22 protein-coding genes and 1 pseudogene are annotated in these 25,156 nt (G+C 68.1%); 7 read left to right on the forward strand and 16 right to left on the reverse strand.

Annotated features, from left to right (window positions below):
* Positions 1-56 precede the first annotated feature (56 nt).
* Both ACN6PJ_RS24490 and ACN6PJ_RS24495 read right to left on the reverse strand, forming a co-directional pair.
* Entirely contained in the window at positions 57-920 is an 864-nt protein-coding gene (locus ACN6PJ_RS24490; RefSeq protein WP_427998390.1) for an alpha/beta hydrolase, read from the reverse strand.
* A gap of 199 nt (positions 921-1,119) precedes the next feature.
* A complete protein-coding gene (locus ACN6PJ_RS24495; RefSeq protein WP_427998391.1) occupies positions 1,120-2,037 on the reverse strand; it encodes a DUF808 domain-containing protein in 918 nt (305 codons plus the stop codon).
* Positions 2,038-2,197: 160 nt separating this feature from the next.
* Here ACN6PJ_RS24495 and ACN6PJ_RS24500 point away from each other — a divergent pair, with 160 nt between their 5' ends.
* A complete protein-coding gene (locus ACN6PJ_RS24500) occupies positions 2,198-2,506 on the forward strand; it encodes a DUF1272 domain-containing protein (RefSeq protein ID WP_427998392.1) in 309 nt (102 codons plus the stop codon).
* 3 nt (positions 2,507-2,509) lie between these two features.
* Here ACN6PJ_RS24500 and ACN6PJ_RS24505 read toward each other — a convergent pair whose 3' ends face one another.
* On the reverse strand, positions 2,510-2,920 hold the full coding sequence (locus ACN6PJ_RS24505) for a hemerythrin domain-containing protein (protein WP_427998393.1): 411 nt from the start codon (positions 2,918-2,920) through the stop codon (positions 2,510-2,512).
* Between the two features lie 50 nt (positions 2,921-2,970).
* A complete protein-coding gene (ytfE, locus tag ACN6PJ_RS24510; RefSeq protein WP_427998394.1) occupies positions 2,971-3,666 on the reverse strand; it encodes an iron-sulfur cluster repair protein YtfE in 696 nt (231 codons plus the stop codon).
* A 152-nt stretch (positions 3,667-3,818) separates the two neighbouring features.
* Between ytfE and norR the strand changes: the two genes are divergently transcribed.
* On the forward strand, positions 3,819-5,348 hold the full coding sequence (norR, locus tag ACN6PJ_RS24515; RefSeq protein WP_427998395.1) for a nitric oxide reductase transcriptional regulator NorR: 1,530 nt from the start codon (positions 3,819-3,821) through the stop codon (positions 5,346-5,348).
* Between the two features lie 85 nt (positions 5,349-5,433).
* Here the strand turns inward: norR and ACN6PJ_RS24520 are convergent, their stop codons facing one another.
* The 4 genes and pseudogenes from ACN6PJ_RS24520 to ACN6PJ_RS24535 form a co-directional block, all read right to left on the reverse strand.
* Positions 5,434-6,402, reverse strand: coding sequence for a tripartite tricarboxylate transporter substrate binding protein (locus tag ACN6PJ_RS24520; protein ID WP_427998396.1), 969 nt, complete (start codon positions 6,400-6,402; stop codon positions 5,434-5,436).
* Positions 6,403-6,466: 64 nt separating this feature from the next.
* Positions 6,467-7,435 (reverse strand): MDR family oxidoreductase, encoded by a 969-nt coding sequence (locus tag ACN6PJ_RS24525; protein ID WP_427998411.1) that lies wholly within the window; start codon positions 7,433-7,435, stop codon positions 6,467-6,469.
* Between the two features lie 99 nt (positions 7,436-7,534).
* A pseudogene (locus ACN6PJ_RS24530) lies at positions 7,535-8,677 on the reverse strand (acyl-CoA dehydrogenase family protein); the annotation flags it as partial.
* Positions 8,674-9,915 (reverse strand): CaiB/BaiF CoA transferase family protein, encoded by a 1,242-nt coding sequence (locus ACN6PJ_RS24535; RefSeq protein WP_427998397.1) that lies wholly within the window; start codon positions 9,913-9,915, stop codon positions 8,674-8,676. The pseudogene ACN6PJ_RS24530 and the gene ACN6PJ_RS24535, both read right to left, overlap by 4 nt.
* A gap of 124 nt (positions 9,916-10,039) precedes the next feature.
* Here ACN6PJ_RS24535 and gcvA point away from each other — a divergent pair, with 124 nt between their 5' ends.
* Together gcvA and ACN6PJ_RS24545 are read left to right on the forward strand one after the other, a co-directional pair.
* On the forward strand, positions 10,040-10,951 hold the full coding sequence (gcvA, locus tag ACN6PJ_RS24540) for a transcriptional regulator GcvA (protein WP_427998398.1): 912 nt from the start codon (positions 10,040-10,042) through the stop codon (positions 10,949-10,951).
* Positions 10,952-10,995: 44 nt separating this feature from the next.
* Positions 10,996-11,934, forward strand: coding sequence for a LysR family transcriptional regulator (locus ACN6PJ_RS24545; protein ID WP_427998399.1), 939 nt, complete (start codon positions 10,996-10,998; stop codon positions 11,932-11,934).
* Between the two features lie 24 nt (positions 11,935-11,958).
* On the opposite strand, the gene ACN6PJ_RS24550 is transcribed toward ACN6PJ_RS24545, so the two are convergent.
* Genes ACN6PJ_RS24550 through ACN6PJ_RS24570 form a run of 5 tightly spaced genes read right to left on the reverse strand, consistent with a single transcriptional unit; the run spans position 11,959 to position 18,767 of the window.
* Complete coding sequence (locus ACN6PJ_RS24550) at positions 11,959-13,503, reverse strand: M81 family metallopeptidase (RefSeq protein ID WP_427998400.1); 1,545 nt, start codon at positions 13,501-13,503, stop codon at positions 11,959-11,961.
* 14 nt (positions 13,504-13,517) lie between these two features.
* Positions 13,518-15,110, reverse strand: coding sequence for an ABC transporter substrate-binding protein (locus ACN6PJ_RS24555; RefSeq protein WP_427998401.1), 1,593 nt, complete (start codon positions 15,108-15,110; stop codon positions 13,518-13,520).
* Between the two features lie 28 nt (positions 15,111-15,138).
* Positions 15,139-16,989 (reverse strand): dipeptide ABC transporter ATP-binding protein, encoded by a 1,851-nt coding sequence (locus ACN6PJ_RS24560; protein ID WP_427998402.1) that lies wholly within the window; start codon positions 16,987-16,989, stop codon positions 15,139-15,141.
* A gap of 3 nt (positions 16,990-16,992) precedes the next feature.
* Entirely contained in the window at positions 16,993-17,826 is an 834-nt protein-coding gene (locus ACN6PJ_RS24565) for an ABC transporter permease (protein ID WP_062679589.1), read from the reverse strand.
* Positions 17,826-18,767: an ABC transporter permease gene (locus ACN6PJ_RS24570; protein WP_427998403.1), complete on the reverse strand. Its 942-nt coding sequence runs from the start codon at positions 18,765-18,767 to the stop codon at positions 17,826-17,828. The genes ACN6PJ_RS24565 and ACN6PJ_RS24570 overlap by 1 nt, the downstream gene beginning before the upstream one ends.
* 337 nt (positions 18,768-19,104) lie before the next feature.
* On the opposite strand from ACN6PJ_RS24570, the gene ACN6PJ_RS24575 reads away from it, so the two are divergent.
* Positions 19,105-19,704: a LysE family translocator gene (locus ACN6PJ_RS24575; protein WP_427998404.1), complete on the forward strand. Its 600-nt coding sequence runs from the start codon at positions 19,105-19,107 to the stop codon at positions 19,702-19,704.
* Here the strand turns inward: ACN6PJ_RS24575 and ACN6PJ_RS24580 are convergent.
* Positions 19,701-20,600 carry a LysR family transcriptional regulator gene (locus ACN6PJ_RS24580; RefSeq protein ID WP_427998405.1) on the reverse strand — a complete coding sequence of 300 codons (900 nt, stop codon included), beginning with the start codon at positions 20,598-20,600 and terminating at the stop codon, positions 19,701-19,703. The genes ACN6PJ_RS24575 and ACN6PJ_RS24580 overlap by 4 nt on opposite strands.
* 101 nt (positions 20,601-20,701) lie before the next feature.
* Between ACN6PJ_RS24580 and ACN6PJ_RS24585 the strand changes: the two genes are divergently transcribed.
* A complete protein-coding gene (locus ACN6PJ_RS24585) occupies positions 20,702-22,033 on the forward strand; it encodes an arylsulfatase (protein WP_427998406.1) in 1,332 nt (443 codons plus the stop codon).
* A 43-nt stretch (positions 22,034-22,076) separates the two neighbouring features.
* Positions 22,077-23,042, forward strand: coding sequence for a tripartite tricarboxylate transporter substrate-binding protein (locus tag ACN6PJ_RS24590; protein WP_427998407.1), 966 nt, complete (start codon positions 22,077-22,079; stop codon positions 23,040-23,042).
* Positions 23,043-23,053: 11 nt separating this feature from the next.
* Here the strand turns inward: ACN6PJ_RS24590 and ACN6PJ_RS24595 are convergent, their stop codons facing one another.
* Positions 23,054-23,794 carry an SDR family oxidoreductase gene (locus tag ACN6PJ_RS24595; protein ID WP_427998408.1) on the reverse strand — a complete coding sequence of 247 codons (741 nt, stop codon included), beginning with the start codon at positions 23,792-23,794 and terminating at the stop codon, positions 23,054-23,056.
* 9 nt (positions 23,795-23,803) lie between these two features.
* A complete protein-coding gene (locus tag ACN6PJ_RS24600; RefSeq protein WP_427998412.1) occupies positions 23,804-25,144 on the reverse strand; it encodes a CitMHS family transporter in 1,341 nt (446 codons plus the stop codon).
* Positions 25,145-25,156 lie beyond the last annotated feature (12 nt).

The following is a 25,156-nucleotide window of genomic DNA, read 5'->3' on the forward strand; positions in this document are numbered from 1 at the left end:
CTCCTTATTGCCCCGCGCGCGGGCATCCGCGCCGCGCGCGCTTCAAGATTCCGGTGTTACGCATTGCGCAGCCTGGCCAGCGCCACGGCCAGGAAATCCTGGACCTGGCCGACGCATTTCAGGCCGTCGTGCGGCACGTTGTCCACCATGTCCAGCGTCACGTCCACGCCCGCGGCCTCGAACGAACGGCGCAGCGATTCCAGGCGCTCCGGACGGTTCTTGCCGGCGGAATTCGCGCCGGGCATGAAGAACTTGCCGCCTTCGCGGTGCGTGATTTCCCAGGTTTCCAGGTCGGCCTTGCCCACGATCATGTGCACGGCCACCTTGCGCAGGGCATCCACGTCGATGCGCTTGCCGTAGCGAGCTTCCACGTCGCGCACGCCCACCCACCAGTCCTGCTCCGGGTCCAGCAGCGTCACCGAACCCGGCGCGCCGATCGACACGGCCCACAGGCGTTCGGGGTGCAACAGCGCGAAGCGGTTCACGAACTGGCCGCCGCCCGAATAGCCGAACAGGGCGAACTGCTTGAAATCGCGGCCGAACTTCTCGCCCACCTCCGCCACCATGTCCAGCAGGATCTGGTCATAGCGGATATCGCCTTCGCGCAGCTGCTTGAAGCCGTCGCGGTTGCCATCGCCCAGCGGGCCGACGGGAAACAGCGGGCACAGCACGATGCAGTCGTTCCAGCGGGCGAACTCCGCGAACGCGTCGCGGTATTCCACGAAGGCCCGGCCCGTGCCGTGCATGATCACGACCAGTTCCATGGGGTGCTTGGCCGCGTCGATATGCGGCGGCACGTACATGCAATAGGAAAAGCGCGGATCGGTGCGCGCCGCGAAGACGGTGCTGTGGCCCAGATCGTAGATGGCCCGGGCGCGGGCGGCGTCGGGTTGGATGGCGAGTGCTGCGTCGGACTGCATGATTTCCTCTTTTCCACGGGCACCTTGGGCGTACCGTGGTCTATGCCGGTGGTCGAAATAATAATCACATAAATTGGCGCCAATTTTAGGCATCACTATGCCGGCGCAACAAGGCAGGGGATTCCCTAGGGCCTGCGCAAGGCTCGATTTAGTATGAACAGGCCCTGGGGCGGCGCGCCCGCCGAGGGCGCGCCGGGCGTCAGCGCTTGGCGAACAGCCGCGTGGCCAGGCCGACGGCCCCCAGCACCACGGCCCCGGCAACGACGCCAAAGAGAGCGTTGAGCAGGGTGGAAACCAGCGCGGGGACCACGCCGCCCTCGCCCACGGCGGCGGCAGCGTGTTCGATGAGCCCGTGCACGGGCGCGATGCCGTGCGTCAGGATGGCGCCTCCGACCATGAACATGGCCGCCGTGCCCACCACGGACAGCGTTTTCATCAGGTAGGGCGCGGCGCCCACGATGCGGCTGCCCAGCCAGGCCAGGGCCCGCGACGGCTTGCGGCTGAGGTACAGGCCCAGGTCATCCAGCTTGACGATGCCGGCCACCAGGCCATAGACGCCGACCGTCATGGCGACGGCGATGATGGACAGCACCATGACCTGGCGGACGAAGTCGGCGTCGGCCACCGCCCCCAGGCTGATGACGATGATTTCCGCCGACAGGATGAAATCGGTGCGCACCGCGCCTTTGATCTTGGACCGCTCGAAGGCGACCATGTCGACAGCCCTGTCCTGCAGGGCTTCGGAAAGCGCCGCGTGGTGGCCTTCGGGGGAATCGCCGTGCGACAGGTATTGATGGGCCAGCTTCTCGACGCCCTCATAGCAGAGGAACGCGCCGCCCAGCATCAGGAGCGGCGTAATGGCCCAGGGCGCGAAAGCGCTGATGAGCAGCGCCGCCGGCACCAGGATCAGTTTATTGACGAAGGAGCCCCTGGCCACCGCCCAGACCACCGCCAGCTCGCGGTTGACGGGCACGCCGGTGACCTGCTGCGCGTTCAGCGCCAGGTCGTCGCCGAGGACCCCGGCGGTTTTCTTGGCGGCCACCTTGGTCATGACGGATACGTCGTCCAGGATGGTGGCGATGTCGTCGAACAATGCAAAGAAACTGCTTCCGGCCATCAAGAATCCCCTGTCGCCCCGTGAGGTTTTCCGAGTTTACAGGCGGTGGCCGGATATGCGCCTCGCGCATGGCCGTTTTCATTCCTTTTGTGTCCGGATCCGCATGGCCGTCCGGCGCGTAAGCGCCTACCCTGGAAGTCCACCGTCCCAGGAGCTCCCCATGCTCGCCTTGCGTCCGACTTGCGAACACTGCGACACCGCGTTGCCGCCGGCATCCTCCAAGGCCAGGATATGCAGCTTCGAATGCACCTTCTGCGCCGATTGCGCGGAAGGCCTGCTGGGCAACGTCTGCCCCAATTGCGGCGGCGGCTTCGCGCCCCGCCCCGTGCGGCCGGCCAGCGACTGCAAGGGCGGGAACTACCTGGGCCGGTACCCGGCCAGCACGGAGCGCAAGCATCGCCCCGTCGACCTGGACGCCCATGCCAGCCTGCTGCGCGGCCTGGCGGGCGTCCCTCCCGAGGAACGCTAGGCGCTACAGCGCTTCGATGCGGGGATAGAGATCCCGGTTTTCGCGCTGCATGCGTTCATGGACGCGGCGCAGCACGATATTGGCGTCCGCCCGGAAGCCGGCTTCGTCCCGTTCCAGGCTGCCCGCATTGTTCCAGCGGCGGGCGAAGTCCTCGTAGCTGCGCGCGATCTCGTCCATTTCATCCTGGAAGGCGCGGCTGGTGCGGGCCAGGTCGGCGTCGGCGCTGCGGGCAACGGCCGGGTACAGGGCCCTGTCCTCGACGGCCAGGTGCAGCTTGATCGTCGCGCTGATGGACACGATGCCGCGCGCGATCTCGGCCGCGTTGCGGGCAACGCCCGCATGCGCCAGCCGGCGCAGCGAGGCGATACCCTGCAGGATATCCACGTGTTGCTGTTTGAATTTGTCGATGTTCATGCCGGATTCCTCCTGGGCGGGGCTGGCCGCCCCGCCCAGCGCTGCGTCTTTCAGCCCACCGCCCGTTGCATTGCGGGCGGCTCGGCCGGGCCGGCGGCGTTTTCGAACAGGATGTTGTTTTCCAGGTGGATGTGCGCCATCAGGTCTTCCTTGAAGGTCCGGATGCCGAGGTAGAGCGCCCGCCAGGTATTGCAGGCGGCGCGCGGCAGGGTCAGGCCGTTGGTCAGGGCCAGCAGGCGCTCCAGCGCCACGCCGTGGTCGTCGTGCTCCATGCGCATGACCCGGATGGGCATGGTCGCCATGGCGCCGTGCCCGCGGGCCAGCATGGGGAACAGCACCTGTTCCTCTTTCTGCATATGGCTTTCCAGTTCCTGCTGCATGACGCGCAGGTGGTCCGCCAGGCCGGTCGGACAATCCGGGCTGGCGGCGTGCACCTGTTCCACTTTCAGCGCCAACCGGATCAGTTCGGGCAGCTGCTGGCGGTGTACCTCGTGATAGCGCTCCAGGATGTGATCGATCAGTTCCGCGGGCGAAGCCAGGCCCCAATCCCTTTCCTGCGGCGCGTTCCGCGCCAGCGCGACGAGCCGGGCCTCGATCTGCGACACATCCAGCGAACGCTGGGCAGCCGCCTCGGCCAGGCTTTTCTTGCCTCCGCAGCAGAAGTCCAGTTCGTATTCATGAAAAACCTGGGTGGCGCCGGGAATGCTGCGGGCCAACTGTCCCAGGGATTGCTCGACCATGCTCATCGTCTTCTCCAGTGATCGTGACGGGTACCTGGACTAGAGCGAAATCCATGCCAGAAAAAACTTGTGATTTATCAAACACCTGCAAATTAAATGGTAAATAGCACCCTTGCCGGTCGCGGTCATATTCACCTTCTGGCGGTAGAATTCACCCCATGCAAAATCTCCTGCTCGCCGATCTGGTCGTGGACCTTCCCCCCGCCGTCCGCCTGCAACGGCTGCTCTCCAGCCTGCGCACGCATTTCCGCTGCGGCGCCGTGGCGCTGCTGCAACTGGAAGAAGACCACCTGCGCCCCGTCGCGGTGGACGGCCTGACGCAGGACGCCCTCGGACGCCGCTTCGCCGTGCAGCATCACCCGCGGCTGGCGGCCATCCTGGCCCGGCGCGGCGTCACCTGCTTCCATCACGACAGCACCTTGCCCGATCCCTACGACGGGCTGATCAACGGCATGGCGGGCGAACCGCTGCCGGTGCACGATTGCATGGGCACCAGCCTGCACGTCGAGGGCAGGCCCTGGGGCGTGCTGACCCTGGATGCGCTGGAAGTCGGCACCTTCGACGCGCAAGCCCAATCCGACCTGCGCGACTACATCGTGGTGCTGGAAGCGGCGCTGCGGACCACGCGGCTGGAGGCCGAGATCCGCGCGCTGCGCGTGGCGCGCGGCGCCGAGCCGGCGGACAGCGCCGCCCCCGACAGCAACGACATCCTCGGGCAGAGCGAATCCATCGGCCGGCTGCTGCACGAGATCGAGGTGGTGGCCGATTCCGAACTGCCCATCCTGCTGCTGGGCGAAACCGGCGTGGGCAAGGAGTTGTTCGCGCATCGCGTGCATCGTCTTTCGCGCCGCCGCGACAAGCCGCTGGTGCACGTGAACTGCGCCGCGCTGCCCGAGTCGCTGGCCGAAAGCGAACTGTTTGGCCATGCCAAGGGCGCTTTCTCGGGAGCGGTCACCGACCGCCCGGGCCGCTTCGAGGCCGCCAACGGCGGCACGCTGTTCCTGGACGAAGTGGGAGAGCTGCCGCTGCTGGTGCAGGCCAAGCTGTTGCGCACCTTGCAGAACGGCGAAATCCAGCGGCTGGGCGACGACCGGCCGCGCAGGGTGGACGTGCGCATCGTGGCCGCCACCAACCGCAGCCTGCGGGATCTGGTCCGCGCGGGCGATTTCCGCGCCGACCTCTATCACCGCCTGTCCGTCTACCCGATCCCGATCCCGCCGCTGCGCGACCGCGGCAACGACGTGCTGCTGCTGGCTGGCCGCTACCTGGAGTTGAACCGCGCTCGCCTGGGGCTGCGCAGTCTGAGGCTGTCCCCGGAAGCCGAGGAAATGCTGCGCCGCTATCGCTGGCCCGGAAACGTGCGCGAACTGGAGCACGTCATCAGCCGCGCGGCCATCAAGGCCGTCAGCCACGGCGCCAGCCGCAACGAAATCGTTACGCTGGGCGCCAAGCTGCTGGACCTGTCCGACGGAGGCATGGAGGTGGCCGGGCCCGACGAAGACATCGACGCGCCCGAGCCCGCGGGCCCCACCCTGGCGCTGCGCGACGCGGTGGACGCCTGCCAGCGCCAGGCGATCCGCCGCGCCCTGGCGGCGCACCAGGGCAACTGGGCCGTCGCCGCGCGCGCCCTCGAGGTGGACCCCAGCAACCTGCACAAGCTGGCAAAGCGCCTGGGGCTCAAGGGCTGACGCGGCGGGCGGCGGCGGGCGGCGGCGGGAGCGCTTGCGCCAGGATGGCGGGCTCCCGGGCGCGAGCCCGCCGCCAAGCGAGGAATCACTCGATCTTGATCCCCGTGTCGCGTATGAGCTTGTCCCAGCGCTTCGATTCGGCCTGCACGCGCCGCTGGAACTCCTCGGGCGTGCTGGAGACGATGTTGAAGCCGCCTTGCTCCATGCCGTTCTTGACCTGAGGCGTTGCGAGCGTGTCGCGCAGAGCCTGCTGCACGCGCTGGCGCACGTCGGGCGGCAGGCCCGCCGGCGCCAGCATGCCGACCCAGGAATAGGCTTCGAAACCCGGCACCCGCTCGGCGATGGGCGGAACGTCCGGCAACGCGGGAGCCGGTTTCGCCGAACCGATCGCCAGCGCATTCAGCCGGCCGCCCTGCACGAAGCCGACGATGGTGGGCAGGCTGGCAATCACCACGTCCACCTCGCCGCCCAGGATCGCATTGAACATCGGCCCGCCCCCGCGGTAAGGCACGTGCGTCACTTTGATGTCCGTGCGGGCGGCGAGCGCCGCCAGGTTGAGGTGATTGGAGCCGCCCACGCCGGACGAACCGTAATTCACCTGCCCCGGATGCGCGCGCGCATAGTCCAGGAATTGCTGCAAGGTGGTGATGCCCGTTTTCTTGGCCGTCAACAGCACTGCGGGCATGGTGCCGATCAGGCTGATGTAGTCGAATGACTTGATCGTGTCGTATTGCAGGTTCTTGTACAGCGAACCATTGACCGCGTGCGAGTCGAAGGCCAGCATCAGCGTATAGCCGTCGGCCGGCGCGCGCGCCAATTCCGCCGTGCCGATGGTGCCCGACGCGCCTCCCTTGTTGTCCACCACCACCGTCTGCCCCAGTTTCTGCGACAGCACCGGGGCGATATTGCGCGCCACGTAGTCCACCGAACCGCCCGGTGGAAACGGCACGATCAGCCTCACCGGCCTGTCCGGATATCCCTGTCCCCATGCCGCCCCCGCGGCGGCGCAAAGCGCCGCCGCAGCGATGACGGAACGCCATCGTTGCTTCATCATGCCCAGTCTCCTTTGGTGGTGGTATGCGGGCCGCTATGCTGCGGCCCTTTCGGTTCGGCGGCCGCTAACGATTCACGTCGACGACGATGCGGCCTCGTATCCTGCCGTCCAGCAGCGGCACGGCGGCCGCGGCGATCTCCGACAGCCCCAGCTCGCGCGTGTTGGCTTCCAGCATGCCTTGGGGCAGCTCATCGGCCAGCCTGCGCCACGCCTCGGCGCGCAGCCCCATGGGCGCGTAGACGCTGTCCACGCCGACCAGCGTCACGCCGCGGAGGATGAACGGCGCCACGGTCGCGGGCAGGTCCATGCCCTGGGCGAGCCCGCAGGCCGCTACCGGCGCGCCGTAGCGCATGCCGGCCAGCACATTGGCCAGCGTGTGGCTGCCTACGCAATCGACCGCCGCCGCCCATGCCTCCTTCTGCAGCGGCTTGCCCGGACCCGACAGCGTGGCGCGGTCCAGGATGCCGCTGGCGCCGAGACCGCGCAGATAGTCCGCCTCCTGCGGACGTCCGGTGCTGGCCGTAACCGTGTAGCCCCTGCCCGCGAGCAGCGCGATGGCGACCGTGCCGACGCCGCCGTTGGCCCCGGTGACCAGCACCGGCCCGCCCTCGGGCGTGGCGTTGTGGCGCTCCAGCGCCATTACGCAGAGCATGGCGGTATAGCCGGCCGTGCCGATGGCCATGGCCCGGCGCGGGTCCATGCCCGCGGGCAGGCGCAGCAGCCAGTCGGCGGGCACGCGCGCGGCCTGCGCCAGGCCGCCCCAGCGGGTTTCTCCCAGGCCCCAGCCGTTGAGCAGCACGGCATCGCCCGGCTTGAAGCGCGGATCGGCGCTATGGCGCACCGTGCCCGCGAAATCGATGCCCGGCACCATGGGAAAACTGCGCACCACGGGCGACTTTCCTGTGATCGCCAGCGCATCCTTGTAGTTCAGCGACGAATACGCCACGTCCACCAATACCTCGCCGTCGGGAAGCTCGTCCTCGGCGATCTGCTCCAGCCGGGCCTGCGTGGCGCCGTCCTCTCCTCGCGTCAATTTCAATGCCCGATACTGCACTCCTCTCTCCCCATCGACAGAGACGCCCGGCGCGGTGGCCTGCGGCGCCGTGGCGAACCGCGCGGCCAGCCCCGCCGCGATGCGCTCGTTCATCATTTCCGTGGTTCCGTCGGCGAAACACAGCGCCTTGGCCGCCAGCAGCCGCCGCGCCATGCCGTGGGCCGGCAGCAATCCGCCCGCGCCCAGGACCTGTACGCACGCGGACACGGCGTCCAGGCATTCTTCCCCGGCGTATTTCTTGGCCATGGCGGCCGCGGGCACGGCTTCGTCGGATCCCGCGTCGATCAGGCCCGCGGCGCGGTCCGCCAGCATCCGCAGTATCTGCAAACGCATCGACACGTCCGCGAGCGACCAGCGCAAGCCCTGCTGCTCGATGATCGGGCGGCCGAAAGCCTGCCGCGTCGAAGCGTGGCGCACCGCAAGCCGCAGCGCGCTGTCGAGCAGGCCCGCGGCCATCGCGGCGATGTGCGTGCGCGCCTTGTTCACGCCAGCCAGCGCCATGGCGAATCCCTGGCCCGGCGCGTAAAGCACGTCGCTTTCCTCGGCCCGATAGCCCGTCAGGCGGATGCCGGCGATGCCCGCCGCGCCCAGGCCTTCGAGCGGCGCGCCCGCCACCCGCTCGCATTGTGGCGCCCGCAGGTCGACGATGAAGCAGGCGATACCCGCCGGTCCGCGCGCGGGATCCGTCTGCGCGAACACCAGCGCCAGTTCGCCGCCCGCGGCGTTGGCCACCCAGGCCTTCTCGCCGTCCAGGATCCAGCCCGCGCCTTCGCTGCGCCGCGCCCGCGTGGCGATGGCGGCGAAATCGCTGCCGGCGCGCGGTTCCGACATGGCGGTGCCGCCGATGAGCGCTCCCGTCAACAGGCCGGGCAAATAGCGCGCGCGCGCCGCCGCGCTGCCGTGCTCGGCGATGCGCAGCGCCACGTTGTGCTGGTTGATGAAGGCGAAGGCGAACGCGAAATCCGCCGCCGCCAGGGTTTCCGCCACCCTGGCGCGCATGCGATAGGGCAGGCCCAGCCCGCCCTCGCCCGCCGGAACCTCGATCCCCGCATAGCCCCGCCGGCACGCCTGCCGGATCAGGTCGCCGGCCCAGGGCTGTTCGCCGCAGCCCGCCGCAGCCAAGGGCCCCAGCTCGCTGTGCGCGAATGCCGCGACGCCGCGCAACAAGGCGCGCGCGTCCTCGCCCAACCCGGCATCGCGATCGTCCTGTCTGCCGGTCATCGCGCCGCTCCCGCCGCCGCGGCGCGCGCGCGGATCACGCCGGCCGCCCGCAAGGCGGCCAGCCTGTCATCGTCATAGCCCGCCATGCCGCGCAACAGCGCCTCCGTATCCTCGCCCAATGCGGGCGGGTAGCCCAGTTGCGGCTGGCCGGCGAATTTGAAGGGGTTGCCCAACATCGGCACGGGCTCGCCGCCTTGCGGCCGGGCCACAGCCTCCACCATGCCGCGCGACGCGGCCAGCGGATGCGCCAGCGCCTCGTCCACGCCCAGCACAAGCGCAGCGGGCACCCGCCGGGCCTCGAAGATGTCCAACCATTCCCGCGCCGTGCGCCCGCCGATGGCGCCGGCCAGGTCCTCGGTCAGGGCTTCCACATTGGCGACCCGCGCCGCCGGCGTGGCGTAGCGGGCATCCGTGGCCAAAGCGGGCAACCCGATCGCGGCGCACAGGGCCTGCCAGAACGCGTCGCCGGTCGGCGCCAGCGCGATCCAGCGCCCGTCCGACGTGCGATAGATATCGCTGGGCGCGATCATGGCATGCCGCGCGCCGCTGGCGCGCGGCGCGGGGCCTCCTTGCAGATAGCCCTGCGCCTGCCAGGTCAGCATGGCCATCTGCGCGTCGAACAGCGACACCTGGACGCGTTCTCCGGCGCCGGTGGCCTGCGCCTGCGCCAGGCCCGCCGCCACCCCCAGCGCCAGATAAAGCCCGCCGGCCAGATCCGCTACCTGATAGCCCACCCGCACCGGCTTGCCGCCCGGCTCCCCCGTTATGCTCATCAGGCCGGACATGGCCTGCAGCATCAGGTCGAAGGCCGGCGCGCCCGCATAGGGCCCCTGATCGTCCAGCCCGATCAGCTGGCCGACCACGATGCGGGGGTTGATCGCGGCCAGGGTCGCGTGATCCAGGCCCAGCCGCGCCGGCACGTCGGATGCGAAACCGTAGATCACCGCGTCCGCTTCCCGCACCAAGTCCTGGAAGGCCTGGCGGCCCAGGGGGTGTTTCAGGTCCAGCGCCACGCTGCGCTTGCCGCGGTTCACCGACAGGAAGAAAGGCGAATCCTGCGTATCGGACACCGGAGGCACCGAACGGGCATAGTCGCCGCTCACCGGCTCCACCTTGACGACCTCGGCGCCCAGTTGCGCCAGCAGTTGGCCGGCGAACGGCCCGCCCAGCACCCACGTCAGATCCAGTATGACCTTGCCCTGCAGCATGCCTGCCACCCTCCAGTGAGTAAAATTCACAGATCTTCCCGGCACGGCCTCCAGCACCGACATTTCCGGTCTGCAATCGTTCGGCGTATTCCAGCACGGCGCACGCGCCGAGGCCAGGCATCATTTTTCGCGACTGTTGTGAGACAAATTCACAATGAAACCCAGACTGCCGCCATTGACGTCCATTCGCGCCTTCGAATCCGCCGGCCGCCAGCTGAGCTTTACGCAGGCCGCGGACGAACTGTCCGTCACTCATGGCGCGATCAGCCATCAGATCAAGGCGCTGGAAGACTGGCTGGGCGTGAAGCTGTTCCGGCGCCTGGGCAAACGGATCGAGCTCACCGACCAGGGGCGCCTGTACCTGGATACCATCAGCCCGGCGCTTGACGCCATCGCCTCGGCCTCGCGCAGCCTGCGCTCGCGGGAGGTGCTGCGTGTCAACGCGCTGCCCACTTTCACCATGCGCTGGCTGTTCCCCCGCCTGGCGAGATTCCGGCAGCAGTATCCGGAAGTGGAAGTGGAGATCTCCACCGGGCTGGAGCCTTTTCGCCTCCTGCCCTCGAATCTGGACGTGGTGATCCGGCGCGAGGCCGAGCCCGCGCCCGGCCTCTACAAACGCCGCGTGCTGAACGAGAGCTTCTTTCCCGTATGCGCGCCCGGCCTGCTGCAAAGGCTGCCGCTAGCCCGCATCACCGATCTGTCGCGCCACACCTTCCTGCACTGCCGCGCGCGGCGCAGCGCCTGGAACGACTGGCTCGCCAGCGTCCAGCACAGCCGGGTCGTGCCGGCCGAATCCCTGGAACTGGAACATCTTTATTTCGCCTTGCAGGCCGCGCTCGACGGACTGGGCATGACCATCGGCTACTCGTCGCTGGTGGCCGACGACATCGAAAACGGGCGGCTGGTGGCGCCATTCGGACCGCTCACCGTGCAATCGCCAGGCTACTTCATCATCATCCGCGAGGAACGCCGCCACGATCCGCTGCTGAAGACGTTCTGCGACTGGCTGATGGTCGAGGGCGAGCGCTTCAACAAGCACATGGAGACCCTGGTGCCGGGAGGATGAACCGGGCCTGTTAGTATGGGCACGCCGCAATACTATCCGCCGCCATGCTCAACACTGCCCTGCGCTATTTCCTGGAAGTCGTGGACTCCGGCTCGCTGACCGTCGCCGCGCAGAAACTACATGTGGCGCCCTCGGCGGTCAGCCGGATGGTGCGCAAGCTGGAAGAAGAGCACCAGATCCTGTTGTTCGACCGCCATGCGCGCGGCATGGTGCTGACCGAAGCCGGCCAACTTCTGAAAGCGTATGCGCGCCGCGCCTCGCTGGAGGCCGAACGCGCCCGCGCCGAAATACGCGACCTGAACCAGATCGGCCAGAAGCTCATCCGCATCTCGGCCAACCAGGCCTTCGGACGCGAGCTGTTGCCGCGCGTGATCGGTGAAATGCGCGCGCTCGAACCGGCGCTGCGATTCGAGCTCAACATCCTGCAATCCTCGGAAATCAACCGGCGCGTGCGCGAGGGCGAGGACGATATCGGCATGAGCTACAACCTCTCTCCGCCGCAAGGGGTGCACGTGCAGTATGCGCGCCGCATGCCCGTCTTCGCCGTGATGGCGCCGGACCACCCGCTGGCTGGCCGCAAGACGCTATCGATGCGGGACATCGGCCAGCACCCCGTGGCGCTGATGGGCCCCGGCAGCACGATACGCTTCATCATCGACCTGTGCTGCATGCACGAAAAGATCGAGCTCAACGTGGCGATGACCTGCAATAACCAGGGCGCGATCCAGACCAGTTGCCAGCGCTGGGGCGCGATCAGCTTTTCCGGAGACCTGACGGTCATGACCTCGACCGAGCGCGGCGAGCTGATCGCGATCCCCATGTCCAACGCCGACCTGCACCAGCGCAATATGCACATCCAGACCATGGCCGGCCGCCAGCTGCCGCCCAGCGTCACCCGCTTCGTCGAGGCGCTGGCCGCGCATATCGACGCCGCCTACGCCGAGCCGGCCTGGCCGGCGGTGGGGCCCGACGCCGCCCGCTAGGCCGGCGCGGGCCGGGCCGGCCGGCTAGTCCTGGAGCTCGGCCGCCCAGTCGGGCTCGCGCCAGGCCGCGGCGTCGTCCAGCGGCCACACGGGCCGGGGCAGGCCCTTGAACGAGATCTGCTTCAGGTTCGGCGTGGTCAGGCCCGGGCTATCGACGTCGTGGATGCGCGCATCCGGGAAGAACTCATCGAAGCCCGCCCGGTAATGGCCGCGGCTCTTGACGATCAGGTGCCCCGCCCGCGCGATGTCGATGTCATGCATCTCCAGCATCGCGGGTTCGGCCAATTGGCGGCGCAAGCTGCCCACCACGACCTTCATGCCCGAATCGACCAGCTCCAGCAGGCAGGTGGCGCCCATCGAGAACTTGCGCCCCCTCAGGATGCCGCGCCGGCCCATGCCTTCGCCGTCCGTCAGCTTCAACACCCGGGCCCGCGCCGCGTAGCGCCGCGAGTATTCGGTTTCGACCCGGTTGAACACCGCTTCGAACGCCGCCCCCACGCCCAGCGCCGTTGCCTGCTCCACCAGTTGCGGATCGACGAAGACCCCCAGCACCACGCCGGGGATGCGCGCTTCGTCGAACGCCTTGAGCAGCCAGGTGGTGTTGCCCCGCCCGCCGCCGCCGGGATTGTCCGCCACGTCGGCGAACAGCAGCGGCCGGGACGCGGCGCGCGCCAGTTCGACCGCGCGCGCCACCTCGACGGTGTTGGCCACATAGCGGCCCCGATCGGCCCAGCCCGCGCGCGCCACCTGCAAGGCCTTGCGGCGCGCCGCCTGGAGGTCGCCGCGGGCGGTGACCGTGATGGTCACGCCGCATTTCGGCAGATCGGAGAAAACGAAGCCCGCGCATACCGCCACATTGGCGATCGGCCCTTCGTCCGGCTTCTGCGTCAGCGAGGCGCCCAGCGCCACCAGATCGGCGTAGGGCCCGCTGGCCGTCGACAGTGTCACGGACGGCGGCGTCAGCGGCAGGCGCACGTAGGCGGTGACCATGCGGGTGCCGCCCAGGATCTCGTGGATCATGTCCGCGGCTTCGGCCGCCCGCTCCCGCTGGTCCACGTGCGGGTTGGTGCGGTAGGCGATCAGGCCGTCGAGCGCCGCCACGGTCTCGGCCGAGACGTTGCAGTGCAGGTCGTGCGTGGCCACGACGGGAACGTCGGGGCCGACGATCTCCCGCAGCAGGCGCATCAGGACGCCCTCGGTATCGTTCTCGCCCACCGCCGACGAGGCGCCATGGTTGGCCACGTATACCGCGTCCACCGGCAGGGCCGCCCGCAGGCGCCGCTCAACCTGCGCCAGGAAGGTGGCCCACACGCTGGCGCCGGCCGGACCGCCCGGCGGCGCGCCGATCACGATCAACGGCGCCGGGGTCCACTCGCCCAGCTGGTTCATGCGGTCATAGAACCCCGCCACCTCGCTGGGCAGGCGGCTGGGGCCCTGGACCAACGCGCTGATCGCCTCGCCCTCCTCCCAGCACTGCGCCAGGAAGTCGGCCTCGACCGAGGGCGGGCAAAACGCGTTGGATTCCAGATGGAAGCCCAGAATGGCTACTTTCGGAGCCTTGCTGCTCATACGGAAATCCTCGGTCAGGCGTTGTGCACGGTGTAGAACAACGACATCTGCGGCTGGAAATCCTTCCAGTTGCTGCGCAGCGCGCTGACCGGATAGCTGGCGCCCAGCGGAATGTAGGGCACGTCCTCGAATACCTGCAGCTGGATCTCGCGGCAGATCTTCTTCTGGGCGTCCAGGTCGGCCGCGTTGAACCAATCCAGCCGCAGCTGTTCGAGGCGTTCGCTGGTGGGCCAGCCGAACCACGCCTGCTTGCCGTTGCCGCGCAGCGCCAGGTGGCCGGCGGGGTCCAGGTTGTTGGGGCCGGTATTGCCGGTAAACGCCACGCTCCAGCCGCCCGCGGTGGGCGCTTCCTGGTTGTTGCGCCGCTGCACGGCGGTGCCCCAGTCCATGGTCTGCACGTCCACCTTGAAACCCAGGCGCTTGAACAGGTCGGCGGTCACCAGGGCCGCCGCGTGCCAGGTCGGGAAGTCCACCGGATCCAGCAGCACCACGGTCTCGCCGTTGTAGCCGGCCGCCTTGATCGCCGCGCGGGCCGCGTCGAGATCGCGCTTGCCGGTGAGTTTATCCATGCCGGCATCGCTGTCCATGGGCGAACCCGGGACGAACACGCCGCAGCGGTCGCTCCAGTACTCGGGAAAGTCCGCGCCGTTCATCGCCGTCATGTACTCGGTCTGGTTGACCGCGCTCAGCACGGCGCGGCGGATCGCCGGGTTGTTGAACGGCGCATGCAGGTGGTTGAAGCGCATCACGCCGATGGTGGGCAGGCTGCGCTTGACCAGGCGGATGCTGGGATCCTGGCTCAGGATGGGCAGGAAGTCGCTGTCCACCATCTCCACGCCGTCGACCTCGTTGGCCTGCAGGGCCGCGATCGCGGTCGCGCGGTCCGGGATGATGTGCCAGTGCACTTCGTCCACGTGCGCCAGCTTCGGGCCGGCCGTGAACACCGGCTTCTTCCCGTCCTTGCGCGGCACGTAGCCGGCGAACTTCTCGTACACCACGCGCGAGCCGGAGACCCATTTGCCGGAGGCGAAGGTGAAGGGGCCGCTGCCGACCATTTCCTTGACGGCCTCGGTCTCCGGCAGCTTCGCCAGGCGCTCGGGCATGATGCAGGCCATGTTGCCCGACTGCCGGCCCAGCGCGTGCAGGATCAGCGGAAAGGGCTTCTTGAGCTGGAACTGGATGGTCTTGTCGTCCGGCGCGGTCAGCGATTCGGTCGCCTGCATCAGCGAACGGCCCATCAGGTCCTTCTTGGCCCAGCGCTGAATGCTGGCGACCGCGTCCTGCGCGCGCACCGGCGCGCCGTCATGGAAGACCAGGCCGTCGCGCAGCGTGATTTTCCACAGCAGGCCGTCGTTCTCGCTGACGTGGCCGGCGGCCATCTGGGGGCTGGGCTGGTACTGCTCGTCCAGGCCGTAGAGCGTGTCGAATACCAGCTGGGCGTGCACCTGGGTCATGGCCACGGTGGTGAACATCGGGTCCAACAGGGTCAGGTCCGCCTGGGGAACCCAGCGGAACGAGGTCTTGGCGGGCGCGGCCCACGACAGGCCGGGCAAGGCCCAGGCGGCCGCCGAAGCGGACGAAGCCAACAGGAAATTCCTACGATCCATTTTTCATCTCCGGGATAAAAAGGAAAAATCAGTACGCGCCGCCGATGCGGTGCCGCGCCACGAAATGCCCCTCGCCCACCTGCACCAGCGGCTGCACGACGGGTTCGTCGCCCACCGCCCGCGCCGGGCTGGGAAGTTCGCTGAGTTCCAGCGCTGCGCGGCGACGCGCCGCGGGATCCGCGATGGGAACGGCCTGCATCAGCTTTTTCGTATAGGCGTGCTGCGGGTTCTCGAAAATCGCCTGGCGCGGGCCGATTTCGACGATCTGGCCGAGGTACATCACCGCGACCCGGTGGCTGATGCGCTCCACCACCGCCATATCGTGCGAAATGAACAGGTAGCTCACGCCCAGGTCGCGCTGCAGGTCGATCAGCAGGTTGACGATCTGCGCCTGGATCGACACGTCCAGCGCCGATACCGACTCGTCGGCGATCAGCACCTTGGGATCCACCGACAGCGCCCGCGCGATACAGATGCGCTGGCGCTGGCCGCCCGAGAATTCGTGCGGCCAGCGCCGCATCATCGAAGGATCCAGCCCCACGCGCTCGAACAGTTCCGCCGCGCGCCGGTCGGCCTGCGCGCCGCTGTGCAGCCGGTGGATCAGCATCGGCTCTTTCACGCAATCGCCCACCCGCATGCGCGGGTTCAGCGATGCGAAGGGGTCCTGGAACACGAACTGCATGTTCCGGCGCAGCGCCAGCAGCGAGGCCGGATCGTCCTGGCTCACGGGCTTGCCCTGGAATGCGATGGTGCCCCGGGTGGTCTTGGCCAGCCGCAGCAGCGAACGCCCCGTCGAGGTCTTGCCGCAGCCGGATTCGCCCACCAGCGACAGGGTCTCGCCCGCGTGCAGGTCGAAGCTGACCTGCTCCACGGCATGCACCCGTTTCTTGACGCGGGCGAACACGCCGCCGCGCACGTCGAAGCGCGTCACCAGGCCGCGCACGCTCAGCACCACCTCGTCCTTGGCGGCGGCTGCCGGCGGCTTGGGCGGCCGCTCCACCCCGCCGCCCGACAGCAGCGGGAAACGCGCCGGCAGCGCGGTGCCGCGCATGGCGCCCAGCCGCGGCACGGCGGCCATCAGGGCCTGGGTGTAGGGATGCTGCGGCGCCTGGAACAGGCCCTGCACGTCGTTGTTCTCGACCACGTCGCCCTTGCGCATGACCATGACGCGGTCGGCCACCTCCGCCACCACGCCCATATCGTGCGTGATGAAAATGACGCCCATGTCCATCTCGTGCTGCAGTTCGCGGATCAGCTGCAGGATCTGCGCCTGGATCGTGACGTCCAGCGCCGTGGTGGGCTCGTCGGCGATGAGCAGCGCCGGCTTGCAGGACAGCGCCATGGCGATCATCACGCGCTGGCGCATGCCGCCCGAGAGTTCGTGCGGATAGCGCCCCATGATGGCGGCGGCGTCCGGGATGCGGACCTGGTCCAGGATGCGCATGGCGGCGGCCCGCGCCGACTTCGCGTCGCCGGGCTGATGCAGCCGGATGGCCTCGACGATCTGGGCGCCCACCGTGAACACCGGGTTGAGCGAGGTCATCGGCTCCTGGAAGATCATGCCGAGATCGTTGCCGCGCATGGCGCGCATGCTGTCCTCGGAAGCCGCGACCAGGTCCACGGTTTCTCCCGGCCCCCGATGGAAGGTCATGCGGCCACTCTCGATGCGGCCGCCGCCGAACTCCACCAGCCGCATGACGGCCAGCGAGGTCACGGACTTGCCCGAGCCGGATTCGCCCACGATGGCCAGCGTCTCGCCGCGGTCCACGTGCAGGCTGAGGGACTTGACCGCGCGGAACGCGTTGTCGCCGCGGCCGAAGGAGATCGACAGGTCTTCGACCTCCAGCACTCGACGGTTCTGTGTCATTGTCGTGTCCATGGTTCAGATCCTCTTGGCCATGCGCGGATCCACCGCGTCGCGCAGCCCGTCGCCCAGCATGTTGATCGCCAGGATCGTGATGGACAGGAACACCGCCGGGAAGGCGATCAGGTGCGGCTTGATCTGCCACAGCGCGCGCCCCTCGGCCATGATGTTGCCCCACGACGGCACCGACGGCGGCACGCCAGCGCCGATGAAGGACAGGCTGGCCTCAGCCAGGATCGCCACGCCGCAGATGTAGGTGGCTTGCACCATCAGCGCGGCCAGCGTGTTCGGGAAAATGTGCCGCAGCACGATGCGCACGCGGCTGGCGCCCGCGGCCACCGCCGCCTCCACGTAGGGCTGCTCGCGCAGCGACAGCACCAGCCCGCGCACCAGGCGCACCACGCGGGGCACCTCCGCGATGGTGATCGCGATGATCACGTTCTGCAGGGACGCGCGGGTCAGCGCGATCAGCGCGATGGCCAGCAGGATGGTCGGGATCGACATGAAGCCGTCCATGATCCGCATCACCACCGCGTCCACCCAGCGCACGAAGCCGGCCGCCAGGCCGATCAGCACGCCGATGACCGTGGACAGCGCCGCCACCGTGAAGCCCACGATCAGCGAAACGCGCGCGCCGTAGATCACCCGCGAGTACACGTCGCGCCCGAGCAGATCCGTGCCGAACCAGAATTGCGCGTTCGGCGAGCGCGTGCGGTGGATGGGGGACAGCGCCGTCGGATCCACCGTGCCCAGCCAGGGCGCGCACAGCGCCACCAGGAACAGCAGGAGCAGCAGCGCGCCGCCCACGGCGGTGGTGGGATGCCGCTTGAGAAAGCCGGTATAGGTATTCATCAGTACTTGATCCTCGGGTCAAAGGCGCGGTAAAGCAGATCGACCAGAAGGTTGACCAGCACGTACATGAAGCTGAACAGCAGGATCACGCCCTGGATGACGGGGTAGTCACGCCGCAGGATGGCGTCGACCACGAGGCGCCCCAGGCCGGGAATGGAGAACACGGTCTCGGTCACGACCGTGCCGCTGATCAGCAGGGCCACGCCGCTGCCGATCACGGTGATAATGGGCACCGCCGCGTTCTTCAGCGCATGACGAAACAGCAGGCCGCGGTTGCCGACGCCCTTGGCGCGGGCGGTGCGCACATAGTCTTGGCTGAGCGTTTCCAGCAGCGTCGCCCGGGTGATGCGCGTGATCAGCGCCACGTAGACGCTGCCCAGCGCCAGGGCCGGCAGCACCAGGGTGTGCACCGACGCCCAGAACCCGGCGGACAGCGGCGCATAGCCCTGCACCGGGAACCAGCGCAATTGCAGGCCGAAGATCCAGGCCAGCAGATAGCCCACCGCGAAGGAAGGCACGGAAAAACTGAATACGGCCAGGACCATGATGCCGCGGTCCTGCACGCGGTTGTGCTTCCAGGCCGCCAGCGCGCCGATCGGAATGGCCACGGCCACCGACACGATCAGCGTCATCACCATCAGCGAAAAGGTCGGCACCAGGCGCTGGCCGATCATGTGGCTGACCGGCAGCCCGGTGAACAGCGACGTGCCCAGGTCCCCGTGCAGCACGTTCCAGCCCCATTCGCCGAAACGGTGCAGGAACGGCTGGTCCAGGCCCAGCGTCGCGCGGATGCGCGCGATGTCCTGCGGCGTGGCGTCCTCTCCGGCCAGCAGCGCCGCCGGATCGCCCGGCGCCAGGTCCAACAGGCCGAATACGAACAGCGCGACGAACAGCATGACGGGCAACGTCATGAGCAGCCGCCGCAATGTGTACGAGAGCATTGATTCCCCTTGTCTAGTAGTGCCGCGGCCCGGTGCGGTGCCTGGCCGTGTTCCCGGACATCGCGCTGCGGCAGGGCGCGGCGCGACTTGCGGCGGATTCTAGATAGCGGGGAGGATTCGAACCATATCAATATTTTTAAAAAAGTATTGCCTTTATTAGAATCTCCTCGGAAAGCGTTGCCACGGCTGGATCCGCGCCAAGCTTGGGCGAGCCGCCGCTAGGGAATTCCCCTAGGCTGAAAACGCGAAGAATCGAGCCCTCAAGACCGGGGCGCCGCCGGCAAAAGTTCGTCGCCCATGCTAAAAGACGCCCCTCCCCACAGCGCTCCTTCACCGCATGTTTACCGCCACCACCGCAGGCTTGTTCGTCGCCGGTATCGCCGTCATCCTGGCCATGCCGGGCCCGACCAATACCTTGCTGGCCGCCGCCGGCCTGCGCCAGGGTTTCGCGCGCTCGGCGCGGCTTGCGGGCGCGGAGCTTGCCGGCTATGTCGTATCGATCTCGCTCTGGGGACGCGTGCTCGAACACGCCGCTCGCTCCTCGCCATGGCTGCCCGCCGGCGCGCGCATTGCGAGCAGCATCTATATCGCCTTCCTGGCGGTGCGCATGTGGCGCAGCGCCCGCGCCGTGCCTTCGGCGGCGCGGCACGCCATCGGCATGCGCACGCTGTTCGTGGCGACCTTGCTCAATCCCAAGGGCCTGCTCTTCGCCAGCGCGATTTTCCCGCCGGCGGCATTCTGGAGCCTGTCCGTCTATCTGGCGTCCATGGCGCTCTTCTCGACCCTGCTGGTGCCGATCGGGCTGGCCTGGATCGCATTCGGCGCATCGCTCGCCAACGAAAAGATACGCTGGATCAGCCCCGCGCAGGCACAGCGCGGCGCTTCGGTCGTATTGGGCGTTTTCTCGCTGACCCTGGCATGGGCGGCATTCCGCTAGCCGCGCATTGCGCTGTCCAGGATCGCGCCGCGGAACTCCTTCATCAGTGGCGACCAGGTCGCGGCATGGCGCGAGATCAGCGCAATGTGGCGTTGTAGCGGCTTGCCCAGCGCGACCGGCAGCACCACGATGTTCCGGTCCGCGCCCAGCGCGCTCTGCGGCGCAACGGCCAGCAGATCCGAACGCGCCAGGAGCTCCAGCGTGCCTTTGGAGAAATGCTCGACCTCCAGCGCGGCCGCCGGCAGGTCCAGGCCGGCTTCCGCATAGCGCGCATCCAGCGCCTTGCGCGCGACCGACGTGAGCGCGGGCAGTATCCAGCGCTGGCCCTGCAGATCGCGCAGCGACAGTTTCCGGCGCGCGGCCAGCGGATGCCTGCGGCTCGCGGCCACGCACAAGCGGTCTTCGAGTATGGGCTCCTGCTGCAAGGTGGCGGGCACGTCGGCATAAAGAGGGGTGACCGCGAGATCCAGCTTGCCGCTGGCCACCTGTTCGTTCAGGTCGTCGGACAGGCCCTGCGTCAGTTGGATGCGCAAGGCGGGCCGGCGTGGCAAGAGCAGCCGCAACGCAGACATCACGAAGCTGTCCACCGTTGCGCCCGTCGCGCCCACGCGCAGCAGCCCCGCCTCGCCCACGCGCAGTTCCATCGCGTGCCGGACCGCGTCCTGGTACTCCGCCCAGAGTTTCCTGGCGTGCTCCAGGAATACCAGGCCCGCCGAGGTCAGCCGCAGGCCCCGGCCGCTGCGGTCCAGCAGCGCCAGGCCCGTGTCGGCCTCCAGCCGCTGCAGGGACTTGGACAGGGCCGGCTGGCTGATCTCGCAGGCAGCCGCGGCGCGGCCCAGGTTGCGGTGGTCGACCGCGGCCAGGAAGTATTCAATGTCGCGCAGCGATAGATTCATGAACAGTATTTATGGTTATTCATACTTTCAGGAATATTACGCCGTAAACGCCCCCCTAGAATCCCCGGCATAAACCCGAGGAAACACACGAGGCGCAGCGCATGGACAAGAAGCCCAACATCGTATTGATCGTGGCCGACAACCTGGGATGGGGAGAACTGGGCTGCTACGGCGGCGGCGCCCTGCGCGGCGCCCCCACGCCTCATATCGACCGCCTTGCCACGGAAGGCCTGCTGCTGCAGAACTTCAACGTGGAAAGCGACTGCGTGCCCACGCGCTCGGCCCTGATGAGCGGCCGCCATCCCATCCGCACGGGCTGCCTGCAATCCGTGCCTCCCGGGCTGCCGCAGGGGCTGGCGCGCGACGAGATCACCCTGGCGCAGCAGCTGTCGTCCCAGGGCTACGCCACCGCGCACTACGGCAAATGGCACCTGGGCGACATCCCCGGGCGCTACCCGTCGGACCGCGGCTTCGACGAGTGGTACGGCATCCCCCGCACGACCGACGAAAGCCAGTTCACCTCGTCGATCGGCTTCGATCCCGCCGTCGCCGACATTCCGCACATCATGCAGGGGCAGGCGGGTGCGCCTTCGGAAAACGTCAAGGTCTACGACCTGGACGCCCGCCGCGGCATCGACGCCGAACTCGTGGACCGTTCCATCGGCTTCATGCGCAAGCACGCGCAGGCGAGCCGGCCGTTTTTCCTTTACCTGCCCCTGGTGCACCTGCATTTCCCCACCCTGCCGCACCCCGATTTCGCCGGGCGCACCGGCGCGGGGGACTTCGCGGATTCCATGGTGGAAATGGACCACCGCGTCGGACAGATATCCCAGGCCGTGGACGAACTGGGCCTGCGCGACGATACGGTCTTCATTTTCTGCAGCGACAACGGCCCCGAGTTCCGCAAGCCCTACCGCGGCACGGCAGGCCCCTGGAGCGGCACCTACCACACCGCCATGGAAGGCAGCCTGCGCGTGCCTTTCATCATCCGCTGGCCCGGCAAGGTGACGCCGGGCCAGGTTTCCAACGAGATCGTCCACGTCACCGACCTCTACACCACGCTGTCGCGGATCGGCGGCGCGCCCATCCCGCAGGACCGGCCCATCGACGGCATCGACCAGACCGATTTCTTCACGGGCGCGAGCCCGGCGTCGCAGCGCGAGGGCTTCCTGTTCTACATCAAGAACGACCTGCGCGCGGTCAAATGGCGGGACTGGAAGCTGCACTTCTACTGGGAACCCGAGGTCAACGAAGGCAAGGGCAAGCTCGAATCCCCCTACCTGTTCAACCTGAAACAGGATCCCAAGGAGGAAAGCGACATCCTGATCTTCAATACCTGGGTGCTGGGCCCCATCCTGAAAATGGTGCAGGCGTTCAACCAATCGTGCATTGCGCACCCGAATACCCCGCCGGGCAAGCTGGATCCCAACTGACGCCGGGCGGACCGATCGACATAAAAAATACCAGGGGAAAGAAATGAAGTTCGCTATCCGTTGCGGCGCGCTGCTGCTGGGCGCCGCGCTATCCGCATCCGCCGGCGCGGCGGACGCCAGACTGGACTGGCCCGCCAAGCAGATCACGTGGGTGGTCGGCTTCGTGCCCGGCGGCACCGCGGACGTCCTGACCCGCATCGCCGCCCAGGAGCTGGCGCGGCAGAGCGGCCTGAGCGTCGTCGTGGAGAATCGTCCCGGCGCCGCGGGCGCCATCGCCCTGCAGCTGGTGGCACGCAGCAAGGCCGGCGACGGCTACCTGCTGACCGTGCCGGGGCCCCTGATCTACCCCACGCCCCAGCCCGAGATCGGCCGGGAGCTGTCGCCCGTGATCCTGATGGCCGAAGGCCCGATGGTGATCGTCGGCCCCGCGAAGCAGGCGCGCGCGTCGTTGCAGGCGGTGCTGGACGACGCGAAGCAGCGGCCCGAAGCCTGGAGCTACGGCAGTTCCGGCAACGGCACGTCGCAGAACCTGGCTGGAGAATTATTGAACCAGTACGCCGGCACCCGCATCGTGCACGTGCCCTACAAGGGCGGCGGGCAGGCGGTGGCGGACGTGGCGGGCGGACAGATTCCGCTCGCCATCCTGGGGTCGGCCCCGGTCATGCCGCAGATCAAGACCGGAACGCTGAAAGCCTACGCCGTCACCACGCCCTACCGCCTGGACAGTCTGCCCGGCGTGCCGACGGTGGAGGAATCCGGATTCAAGGGCTATGCGGCGACCCAATGGTTCTCGGTCGCGGCCGGCAACGCCATGCCCGCCGCGCAGCTGGAGCAGGTGAACAAGGCGCTGCAGGCCGCCATCCGCGCGCCGGAATTCAAGGCCGCCCTCGACAACGCCGGCATGATCGCGGGCGGCGGCTCCCCCGCGGACCTGCAGGCCTTCATCCGGGCGGACAACGCCAAGTGGAAGAAGCTGCTGGACAGCGGCGCGGTCAAGCTGGAGAACTGACGCGCCGGCGCTCAGCCCATGTACACGCCGCCGTTGATCGCATAGTTGGCGCCGGTGACGAAAGCGGCCGCGTCGGACGCCAGCCAGGCGCACAGCCCGGCCAGGTCCTGCGCGGTGCCCAGCCGGCCCACGGGCACGCTCTCCACGATGCGGTCGAGCAGCGCCGGCGGAAAGGCCTTCACGGTGTCGTCGGCGATGAAGCCGGGCGACACCAGGTTGACCGTGACTCCGCGCGCCGCCACTTCCTGCGCCAGCGAGCGAGTGAAGCCGATGACCGCGCCCTTGGCCGTGGCGTAGTTGATCTGGCCGATCTGGCCCTTCTCCGCGGCGACGGAACCGATGTTGATGATGCGGCCCCAGCCCCGGTCCGCCATGCTGTCGACGACCTGCTTGGTGCTGTTGAAGAGCGTGTCGAGGTTGCTGCGCAGCACGGCGGCCCAGTCGGCGTGGCTCATCTGCCGGAATCGCATGTCGAGCATCGCGCCGGCATTGTTGACCAGCACGTCGATCTCGCCGACCTCGCGCCGCACCTTGGCGAAAGCCGCCTCCGTGGACGCCCAGTCCGTGGCGTCGCCTTCTGACGCGATGAAGTCGTAGCCCAGGGATTTCTGCTCCTTGAGCCAATGGGTCTTGCGCGTGGATCGCGGACCGCAGCCCGCCACCACCCGGTGCCCCGCGAGGTGCAACGCCTGGCAGATCGCGGTGCCGGTATGGCCCATCCCGCTGGTGACATAAGCAATGCGCAGCGCCATGAACAGTCCTCAGGAAGTTTGCCCGACAAGCGGGAATAGGCCGAACGCAAGCGCCGCGGCGAGCATTACCAGGCAGACCATCGTGGCCCACTTCAGGGCATAGCGCTGATGGTCGCCGAAGTCGACGCCGGCCAGCCCCACCAGCAGGTAGGTCGACGGCACCAGCGGGCTCAGCAGGTGCACGGGCTGGCCCACGAGCGACGCCCGCGCCATCTCCACCGCGGAAATGCCGTAGCCCTGCGCCGCCTCGCTCAGGATCGGCAGCACCCCGAAATAGAAGGCGTCGTTGGACATGAAGAAAGTGAACGGCAGGCTGACCAGCGCGGTAATGCCGGCCAGGTACGGGCCCATCGCGTCAGGGATCACCGCCAGCAGGCTGCGCGACATCGCCTCGACCATGCCGGTGCCCGACAGGATGCCGGTGAAGATGCCCGCCGCGAAAATCAGCGACACCACGGACAGCACGTTGCCGGCGTGCTGCGTCACGCGGCGGCGCTGCTCGGCCAGATCGGGATAATTGATGACCAGCGCGATCGCGAAGGCGATCATGAACAGCACCGGCAGCGGCAGCACGCCCAGCATCAGGCTCACCATGAGCGCCAGCGTCAACCCGGCGTTCACCCACAGCAGCCTGGGCCGGCGCAGATCCTGGTCGACCTCGATCTCGGGCAGCGTCTTGGGACCCTCCTCGTCGTAGCCCGCGTGCAGCGACGCGCCGCCCGGCAGCGACAGCACGCCCAGGCGGCGGCGTTCGCGCAGGCCCAGGAAGAACGACAGCGCCAGGATCGCCGCGATGGCCACGCCCATCACCGGCACCAGGGGCACGAAGATGTCGCCCGCCTCCACGTGCAGCGCGCTGGCCGCGCGCGCGGTGGGCCCGCCCCACGGGGTCAGGTTCATGACGCCGCTGGCCAGCATCGCCAGGCAGGTCATGGACAGGGCGTTCATTTTCAAGCGGCGGTACAGCGGCAGCATCGACGCCACCACGATCATGTAGGTCGTCGAACCGTCGCCGTCCAGCGAGATCACCAGCGCCAGCACGGTCGTGCCCACCACGATCTTCAGCGGGTCGCCCTTCACCGCCCGCAGGATGCGGCCGACGATGGGATCGAACAGGCCGGCGTCGATCATGACCCCGAAATACAGGATGGCGAACATCAGCATCACGCCGGTCGGAGCGATCTTGCGGATGCCGTCCAGCATCATCTTGTCGATGCCCGCCCCGAAGCCGCCCAGCAAGGCAAAAATAATGGGGACAAGGATGAGCGCCACCAGGGGCGACAGCCGCTTGGTCATGATCAGCGTCATGAACGTGATCACCATGCCGAAGCCAAGCAGGGTCAATAGCATGAGGGTTATCTC

The organism is Achromobacter sp. (assembly GCF_050285585.1).
Taxonomy (GTDB): Bacteria; Pseudomonadota; Gammaproteobacteria; order Burkholderiales; family Burkholderiaceae_B; genus Achromobacter.

What these genes read in the sequence shown, in the direction of transcription:
- ACN6PJ_RS24555 (WP_427998401.1), bottom strand. Translation starts at nt 15,110, where the DNA reads ATGGATCGTAGGAATTTCCTGTTGGCTTCGTCCGCTTCGGCGGCCGCC.
- ACN6PJ_RS24575 (WP_427998404.1), top strand. Translation starts at nt 19,105, where the DNA reads ATGTTTACCGCCACCACCGCAGGCTTGTTCGTCGCCGGTATCGCCGTC.
- ACN6PJ_RS24490 (WP_427998390.1), bottom strand. Translation starts at nt 920, where the DNA reads ATGCAGTCCGACGCAGCACTCGCCATCCAACCCGACGCCGCCCGCGCC.
- ACN6PJ_RS24505 (WP_427998393.1), bottom strand. Translation starts at nt 2,920, where the DNA reads ATGAACATCGACAAATTCAAACAGCAACACGTGGATATCCTGCAGGGT.
- ACN6PJ_RS24550 (WP_427998400.1), bottom strand. Translation starts at nt 13,503, where the DNA reads ATGAGCAGCAAGGCTCCGAAAGTAGCCATTCTGGGCTTCCATCTGGAA.
- ACN6PJ_RS24545 (WP_427998399.1), top strand. Translation starts at nt 10,996, where the DNA reads ATGCTCAACACTGCCCTGCGCTATTTCCTGGAAGTCGTGGACTCCGGC.
- ACN6PJ_RS24500 (WP_427998392.1), top strand. Translation starts at nt 2,198, where the DNA reads ATGCTCGCCTTGCGTCCGACTTGCGAACACTGCGACACCGCGTTGCCG.
- ytfE (WP_427998394.1), bottom strand. Translation starts at nt 3,666, where the DNA reads ATGAGCATGGTCGAGCAATCCCTGGGACAGTTGGCCCGCAGCATTCCC.
- ACN6PJ_RS24580 (WP_427998405.1), bottom strand. Translation starts at nt 20,600, where the DNA reads ATGAATCTATCGCTGCGCGACATTGAATACTTCCTGGCCGCGGTCGAC.
- ACN6PJ_RS24585 (WP_427998406.1), top strand. Translation starts at nt 20,702, where the DNA reads ATGGACAAGAAGCCCAACATCGTATTGATCGTGGCCGACAACCTGGGA.
- norR (WP_427998395.1), top strand. Translation starts at nt 3,819, where the DNA reads ATGCAAAATCTCCTGCTCGCCGATCTGGTCGTGGACCTTCCCCCCGCC.
- ACN6PJ_RS24520 (WP_427998396.1), bottom strand. Translation starts at nt 6,402, where the DNA reads ATGATGAAGCAACGATGGCGTTCCGTCATCGCTGCGGCGGCGCTTTGC.
- ACN6PJ_RS24560 (WP_427998402.1), bottom strand. Translation starts at nt 16,989, where the DNA reads ATGGACACGACAATGACACAGAACCGTCGAGTGCTGGAGGTCGAAGAC.
- ACN6PJ_RS24595 (WP_427998408.1), bottom strand. Translation starts at nt 23,794, where the DNA reads ATGGCGCTGCGCATTGCTTATGTCACCAGCGGGATGGGCCATACCGGC.
- ACN6PJ_RS24570 (WP_427998403.1), bottom strand. Translation starts at nt 18,767, where the DNA reads ATGCTCTCGTACACATTGCGGCGGCTGCTCATGACGTTGCCCGTCATG.
- ACN6PJ_RS24590 (WP_427998407.1), top strand. Translation starts at nt 22,077, where the DNA reads ATGAAGTTCGCTATCCGTTGCGGCGCGCTGCTGCTGGGCGCCGCGCTA.
- ACN6PJ_RS24565 (WP_062679589.1), bottom strand. Translation starts at nt 17,826, where the DNA reads ATGAATACCTATACCGGCTTTCTCAAGCGGCATCCCACCACCGCCGTG.
- gcvA (WP_427998398.1), top strand. Translation starts at nt 10,040, where the DNA reads ATGAAACCCAGACTGCCGCCATTGACGTCCATTCGCGCCTTCGAATCC.
- ACN6PJ_RS24600 (WP_427998412.1), bottom strand. Translation starts at nt 25,144, where the DNA reads ATGCTATTGACCCTGCTTGGCTTCGGCATGGTGATCACGTTCATGACG.
- ACN6PJ_RS24495 (WP_427998391.1), bottom strand. Translation starts at nt 2,037, where the DNA reads ATGGCCGGAAGCAGTTTCTTTGCATTGTTCGACGACATCGCCACCATC.